The organism is Burkholderia sp. Ac-20392, assembly GCF_017104585.1.
Lineage (GTDB): Bacteria > Pseudomonadota > Gammaproteobacteria > Burkholderiales > Burkholderiaceae > Burkholderia > Burkholderia lata.
Map to the genome: position 1 here is coordinate 1 of NZ_JAAGPB010000565.1, position 4,994 is coordinate 4,994.

Below are 4,994 nucleotides of genomic sequence, written 5' to 3' on the forward strand. Positions count from 1 at the left end.
TCGGCGCGCACCGCGGCGTCGACGTGTGCGGCCGTCGCGAATTCCTGCCAGCCGATCGCCGCACCCGTCGATGCGTCGAAGATCGGTGCACCGGGCGCGTCGGTATGCGTGCGCACGGGCTGGCCGGCGATGTGCGCCGCGGGCAGCACGAACGTGGGGGTGGAACGGGAAAGCTCGGCAGTGGACATGAGGGTCATCCTGTCGGTCGGGTTAGCGGTAGGCGACGCCCGGCATCACGCAGAGCATCTCGAACGCGAGGTTCGCGCCGGTGAGCGCGGTGGTGCCGGTCGGGTCGTACGGCGGAGCGACTTCGACGAGGTCGGCGCCGACGATGTTCAGGCCCTTCATCCCGCGCACGATCTCGAGACCTTGCTGCACGGTGAGGCCGCCGATTTCCGGCGTGCCGGTGCCGGGCGCGAACGACGGATCGAGGCCGTCGATGTCGAAGCTCAGGTAGACCGGCGTGTCGCCGACGCGTTCGCGCACCTGCGCCATCAGCGGCGCGAGCGACTTGTTCCAGCATTCTTCCGCCTGCACGACGGTGAAGCCCTGCTGGCGGCACCAGTCGAAATCGTCCGCGTGGTAGCCGGTGCCGCGCAGGCCGATTTGCGTGACCTTGTCGCATTGCAGCAGGCCGTCTTCCACCGCGCGGCGGAACGGCGTGCCGTGCGCGATCTTCTCGCCGAACATCGTGTCGTTCACGTCCGCGTGCGCGTCGACGTGCACGACGGCGACCTTGCCGTACTTCTTGTGCAGCGCGCGCAGGATCGGCCACGCGATCGTGTGGTCGCCGCCGAGCGTGATCGGCCGGCAGCCGTTCGCGACGATTTCGTCGTACGCCTCTTCGATGCGGCGCACCGAATCCTTCAGGTCGTACGGGTTGGTCGCGACATCGCCGATGTCGGCCACCTGCAGCGAATCGAACGGCGCGGCGCGCGTGGCCATGTTGTACGGGCGCAGCAGCACGGATTCGGTGCGGATCTGGCGCGGGCCGAAGCGCGAGCCCGAGCGGTTCGACGTGCCGAGATCGAGCGGCACGCCGACGAAGCACACGTCGAGGCCGTCGGTCGTGTCGGCTTGCGGCAGCCGCATCATCGTGGCGATGCCGCCAAAGCGCGGCATTTCGTTGCCGCCCATCGGTTGATTGAGTTCGCGGGGCATGGGCCGTCTCCTTTTTTGTGAGGTCAAGCGATCGGCCGATGGTAGAGGAGAACGTCCGCGCGAAGATTTTGAAGTCGCAACGTTTACATCGACGGGCTTCGATGCAAGTGGCGCCGCCGCATCGACGCGGCGCAACCGAAAGCGGCCGCGCGGCGCGGCCGGGCGCGTCAGCGCGGGATGGCGGGCGGTGTAGCGCCGTCGTGCGAGCCGGTGGCAGGGAAGGCGGTGGATGCCGAACCCCACGCGGCGAGTTCACGCTTCGTGCGTATGCCGAGCTTCGCGAACGCACGTTTCACGTACGACTCGGCCGACGCGACCCGCACGCCGAGGATCTCGGCTGTCTCCGGCACGGTCTTGCCGGACAGCAGGTGCTTGCAGGTTTCGTATTCGCGCTTCGACAGCTTCACGCCGTCGGCCGCGATCCGCGCATCGAACTGTGCGAGCGGATGGACTTCGGGTGTCGGGTGCGCGACGCGCCGCACGGCCGTGGTCGACGCGTGCAGTTCGAGCAGCGGGAACAGCACGTCGCTGATGCTGCGAAAGCGGTTCATCTCGGCGAGCGTGAACGGCGGCCGGTCGCGGCCGCGCTCCAGCGCGATCGAATGCTGCGAATAGCGCGTGCCGCGCGCGAGCACGCATTCGTGGCCGATATGCACGTCGTCGAACAGCCGCTGGCGGAATTCGCCGGGCGGGATCGCCGCGATGTCGCGCACCACCAGCATCGTGCCCGTCTTGCCGCGCAGCCCCGCGAACAGCGGGTCGCTGTCGAGAAAGCGCTCGTAGTAGAGCGTCATCACGTCGGAGATTTCGGTGGATTCAGTGTCGATGCCGCTGCTGCCGATCCATTCGCATCGGTAGCCGGTGGGCATCGAGCCGTCGACGCGCGAACGTTCGACATGCGCGACGTCGAGCGGCACCACGTCATTGAGCAGTTGCGTGAGGCGCGGCACGAAGTGCGGTGTGCCGACCGTCTCGATCAGCTCGCCCAGCGCCTTGAACGACACGTTGAAGCGGTCGTTGTCGCGGTGGAAGGGGTTCACGTTGAGCAGCATGCGGTTCCCCGGGTGAAAGGCGGCGCGATTGTAGCGGTCACAACGAAAAACGTCATTAGGGGGAAACACCGTCGGTTGTCCTGCCGACCCGTTTGCCCCGGAAAACACCGCTTGTCCCCCCCGGAGGGGGGCATACCGGGGCAGTGTAAATGAGTAACTTTGTCTCTGCTTTTTTCAATCAAGAGACGAAAGATTCACATGACCAAACTGATCAAGGACATCCTGCCGCTCGGCGCAGGTATCGGCGAATTCACGAAGCTCGACTTCGGCATGGACGAGAGCGACTGGCGCGCGGCGGAAGGCAAGAGCGGCAACTACATCATCGGCTGGTGGGAAGGGAAAGTCGGCTCGGTGGAGTTTCCGGAAACCGCGGCTGACGAAGCCGTGTGGCTCGTCGAGGGTCGGATCGCGCTGACCGACGTCGAAGGCAACCGCAAGGAATTCACGCCGGGTCAGGGCTACCTGCTGCCGGCCGGCTTCGCGGGCCGCTGGGAGACGATCGAGGACGCGAAGAAGTTCTACGTGCTGCTCGAGAAGTCGTGATGCCTGAAACCGCCGCCGGGGTGTCGTCGTCCGTGTGACGCGCGCACGGCGGCGGTTTCGTTTTTCGCGTGTGATGGCTGGGATCATGGAAATGGAAGTCAAAGCAAGAGAGACTGCACCGGTGCAGACGCACGCAATGCGTGGCGCGCCGGTCGCACTGGGCGTCGAAGCGGCGCTCGCGAATACGAAGCTGTTCCCGTACTGGCTCGACAACCCGGCGGCGCCGGCCACCGAGCCGGAACTCGTCGGCGACGTGACGGCCGACCTGCTGATCGTCGGCGGCGGCTTCACGGGGCTGTGGTCGGCCGTGCAGGCGAAGGAACAGATGCCGCACCTGAACGTGGTGCTGATCGAGGCCGGCAAGGTGGCGCACGGCGCGTCGGGCCGCGCGGGCGGGATCATCTCGACGTCGGTGATGCACGGGCTGCCGAACGCGGTGCGCGTGTTCCCGAACGACATCGCGCAGCTCGAGGAATTCGGCCATCACAACCTCGACGGTTTCGAGGACACGCTGAAGCGCTACGACATCGACGCCGACATCGAGTGGAACGGCGAGATGACGGTCGCGGTCGATCCCGAGCACATCGCGCACCTGAAGGGCGACTACGACCTGCATCGCGAGTACGGCCACAACGTCGTGCTGCTGAACCGCGAGGAAACGCTCGAACAACTGAATTCGCCGCTGTTCGCGGGCGCGCTGTGGTCGCGCAATCGCAGCGGCATCGTGCACCCGGCGAAGCTCGCGTGGGGGCTGAAGCGCGCGGCGCTGAAGCTCGGCGTGAAGCTGTACGAGCACACGCCGCTCGTGACCGTGACCGACGAAGGCAGCACGGTGTTCGTGACGACGCCGAAGGGCAGCGTGCGCGCGCCGCGCGTCGTGTTCGGCAGCGGCACCGCGAAGGTCGGGATTCCCGACATCAACCGCCGCGTGATGCAGGTGCGCGACCACGTGCTCGCGACCGAGCCGCTCACCGACGAGCAGCTCGCGCGGATCGGCTGGAAGAACCGCCAGGGCGTGTACGACACGCGCACGCAGCTCAACTATTTCCGGCTGACGAAGAACAACAACATCATCTTCGGCGGGCTGGTGAGCTATCACTTCGACGGCGATCCGGAGCCGCACCAGGACGGCCAGCGCGAAACCTACCACCGGCTCGCGGAAGCGTTCTACCGCACGTTCCCGCAACTGTGCGACGTGCGCTTCTCGCACGCGTGGGGCGGCCCGATCGACTACTGCTCGCGCGGCTCGGTGTTCGCGAAGCGCTATCTCGGCGACAAGGCCGTGTTCGTCGCCGGCTATACGGGCTTCGGCGTCGCGGCGAGCCGGTTCGGCGCGTTCATGGGGCTGAACATCCTGTTCGATCGCGACAGCCCCGAGCGCAAGCTCGACATCGCGAACCAGAGCCCGAGCTACATCCCGCCCGAGCCGATGCGCTGGGTCGCCGCGAAGATCACGTTCCATGCGTTCGACGGCGCGGATGCGGAAGGCGGCTGGAAGCGCGCGTGGATCAGCGGCATCAAGGCGATGGGCTTCCCGATGTAAGCGACGACGGGGTGGCTCCGCGCCGGGCCGCCCCGTCTTGCCGATACCAAAAACGATCCCCAGAGGACACGGTCCGCCCCGCGGACACGGAGAGAGACACCAGATGAATGTAGTCAACCTGCAGGATGAAGCGCGACAGGAAAGCGCGCTGTTCGTCGTCGTGATGCTGCTGCTCGGCATGCTCGGGCCGACTGTCTTCCTCGGCCTGCCCGCGATCGTCGGGCAGGTCGAGCGTCATTGGGGCTTCGGCGAAGCGGCGCTCGGGCTGTCGAGCTTCATCGAAGTGCTCGGCGAATCGACGGGCACGCTGCTCGTCGCGTTCGTGCTTGGCCGCCAGCCGGTCCGGTGGGTGCTCGCGGGCGCGGTGACGCTCGCGGCCGGCGCGAACCTCGGCACGCTCGCGACGCACGGGCTCGTCGCGTATTCGGCGTTGCAGTTCATCGCGGGCGTCGGCTCGGGCGGGCTGAACGGCATCGCGCTGCGCTACCTGTCGTATTCGCGCGCGCCGGAACGCAACCTCGGGATCATGCTGATGGGGCAGGTGACGTGGAGCATGGTGTTGCTCGCGTATATCTTCCCGATGCTGAGCGACACATGGGGCGCGCACGGCGTGTTCGGGTTCGTCGCGTGCGTGCTCGGCGTGTTCGTGCTCGCGACGCCGCTGTTTCGCCGCGGCGAGACGCTGGCCGCACCGG

The 4,994-nt window shown here is 66.9% G+C and carries 4 protein-coding genes and 2 pseudogenes; 3 read left to right on the plus strand and 3 right to left on the minus strand.

All coding sequences use genetic code 11. The features are described 5' to 3' along the window. The 3 genes and pseudogenes from G3N99_RS34535 to G3N99_RS34545 all read right to left on the minus strand — a co-directional run. A pseudogene (locus G3N99_RS34535) lies at window positions 1–188 on the minus strand (aldehyde dehydrogenase); the annotation flags it as partial. Between the two features lie 22 nt (window positions 189–210). Continuing rightward, a complete protein-coding gene (speB, locus tag G3N99_RS34540; RefSeq protein WP_174937922.1) occupies window positions 211–1,161 on the minus strand; it encodes an agmatinase in 951 nt (316 codons plus the stop codon). A 167-nt stretch (window positions 1,162–1,328) separates the two neighbouring features. Beyond that, the gene (locus G3N99_RS34545) at window positions 1,329–2,213 is read right to left on the minus strand and encodes a helix-turn-helix transcriptional regulator (RefSeq protein ID WP_174937924.1); all 885 of its coding nucleotides are present in this window, start codon (window positions 2,211–2,213) and stop codon (window positions 1,329–1,331) included. 198 nt (window positions 2,214–2,411) lie between these two features. Here G3N99_RS34545 and G3N99_RS34550 point away from each other — a divergent pair, with 198 nt between their 5' ends. The 3 genes and pseudogenes from G3N99_RS34550 to G3N99_RS34560 form a co-directional block, all read left to right on the plus strand. Next, complete coding sequence (locus tag G3N99_RS34550) at window positions 2,412–2,756, plus strand: cupin domain-containing protein (protein ID WP_011356376.1); 345 nt, start codon at window positions 2,412–2,414, stop codon at window positions 2,754–2,756. Between the two features lie 85 nt (window positions 2,757–2,841). Beyond that, window positions 2,842–4,299: an FAD-dependent oxidoreductase gene (locus G3N99_RS34555; RefSeq protein WP_206124612.1), complete on the plus strand. Its 1,458-nt coding sequence runs from the start codon at window positions 2,842–2,844 to the stop codon at window positions 4,297–4,299. 103 nt (window positions 4,300–4,402) lie between these two features. Further along, window positions 4,403–4,994, plus strand: a pseudogene (locus G3N99_RS34560) (MFS transporter); the annotation flags it as partial.

Excerpts from the sequence above, each read along its gene's own strand:
- speB (WP_174937922.1), bottom strand. The coding sequence starts at position 1,161 with ATGCCCCGCGAACTCAATCAACCGATGGGCGGCAACGAAATGCCGCGC.
- G3N99_RS34545 (WP_174937924.1), bottom strand. The coding sequence starts at position 2,213 with ATGCTGCTCAACGTGAACCCCTTCCACCGCGACAACGACCGCTTCAAC.
- G3N99_RS34550 (WP_011356376.1), top strand. The coding sequence starts at position 2,412 with ATGACCAAACTGATCAAGGACATCCTGCCGCTCGGCGCAGGTATCGGC.
- G3N99_RS34555 (WP_206124612.1), top strand. The coding sequence starts at position 2,842 with ATGGAAATGGAAGTCAAAGCAAGAGAGACTGCACCGGTGCAGACGCAC.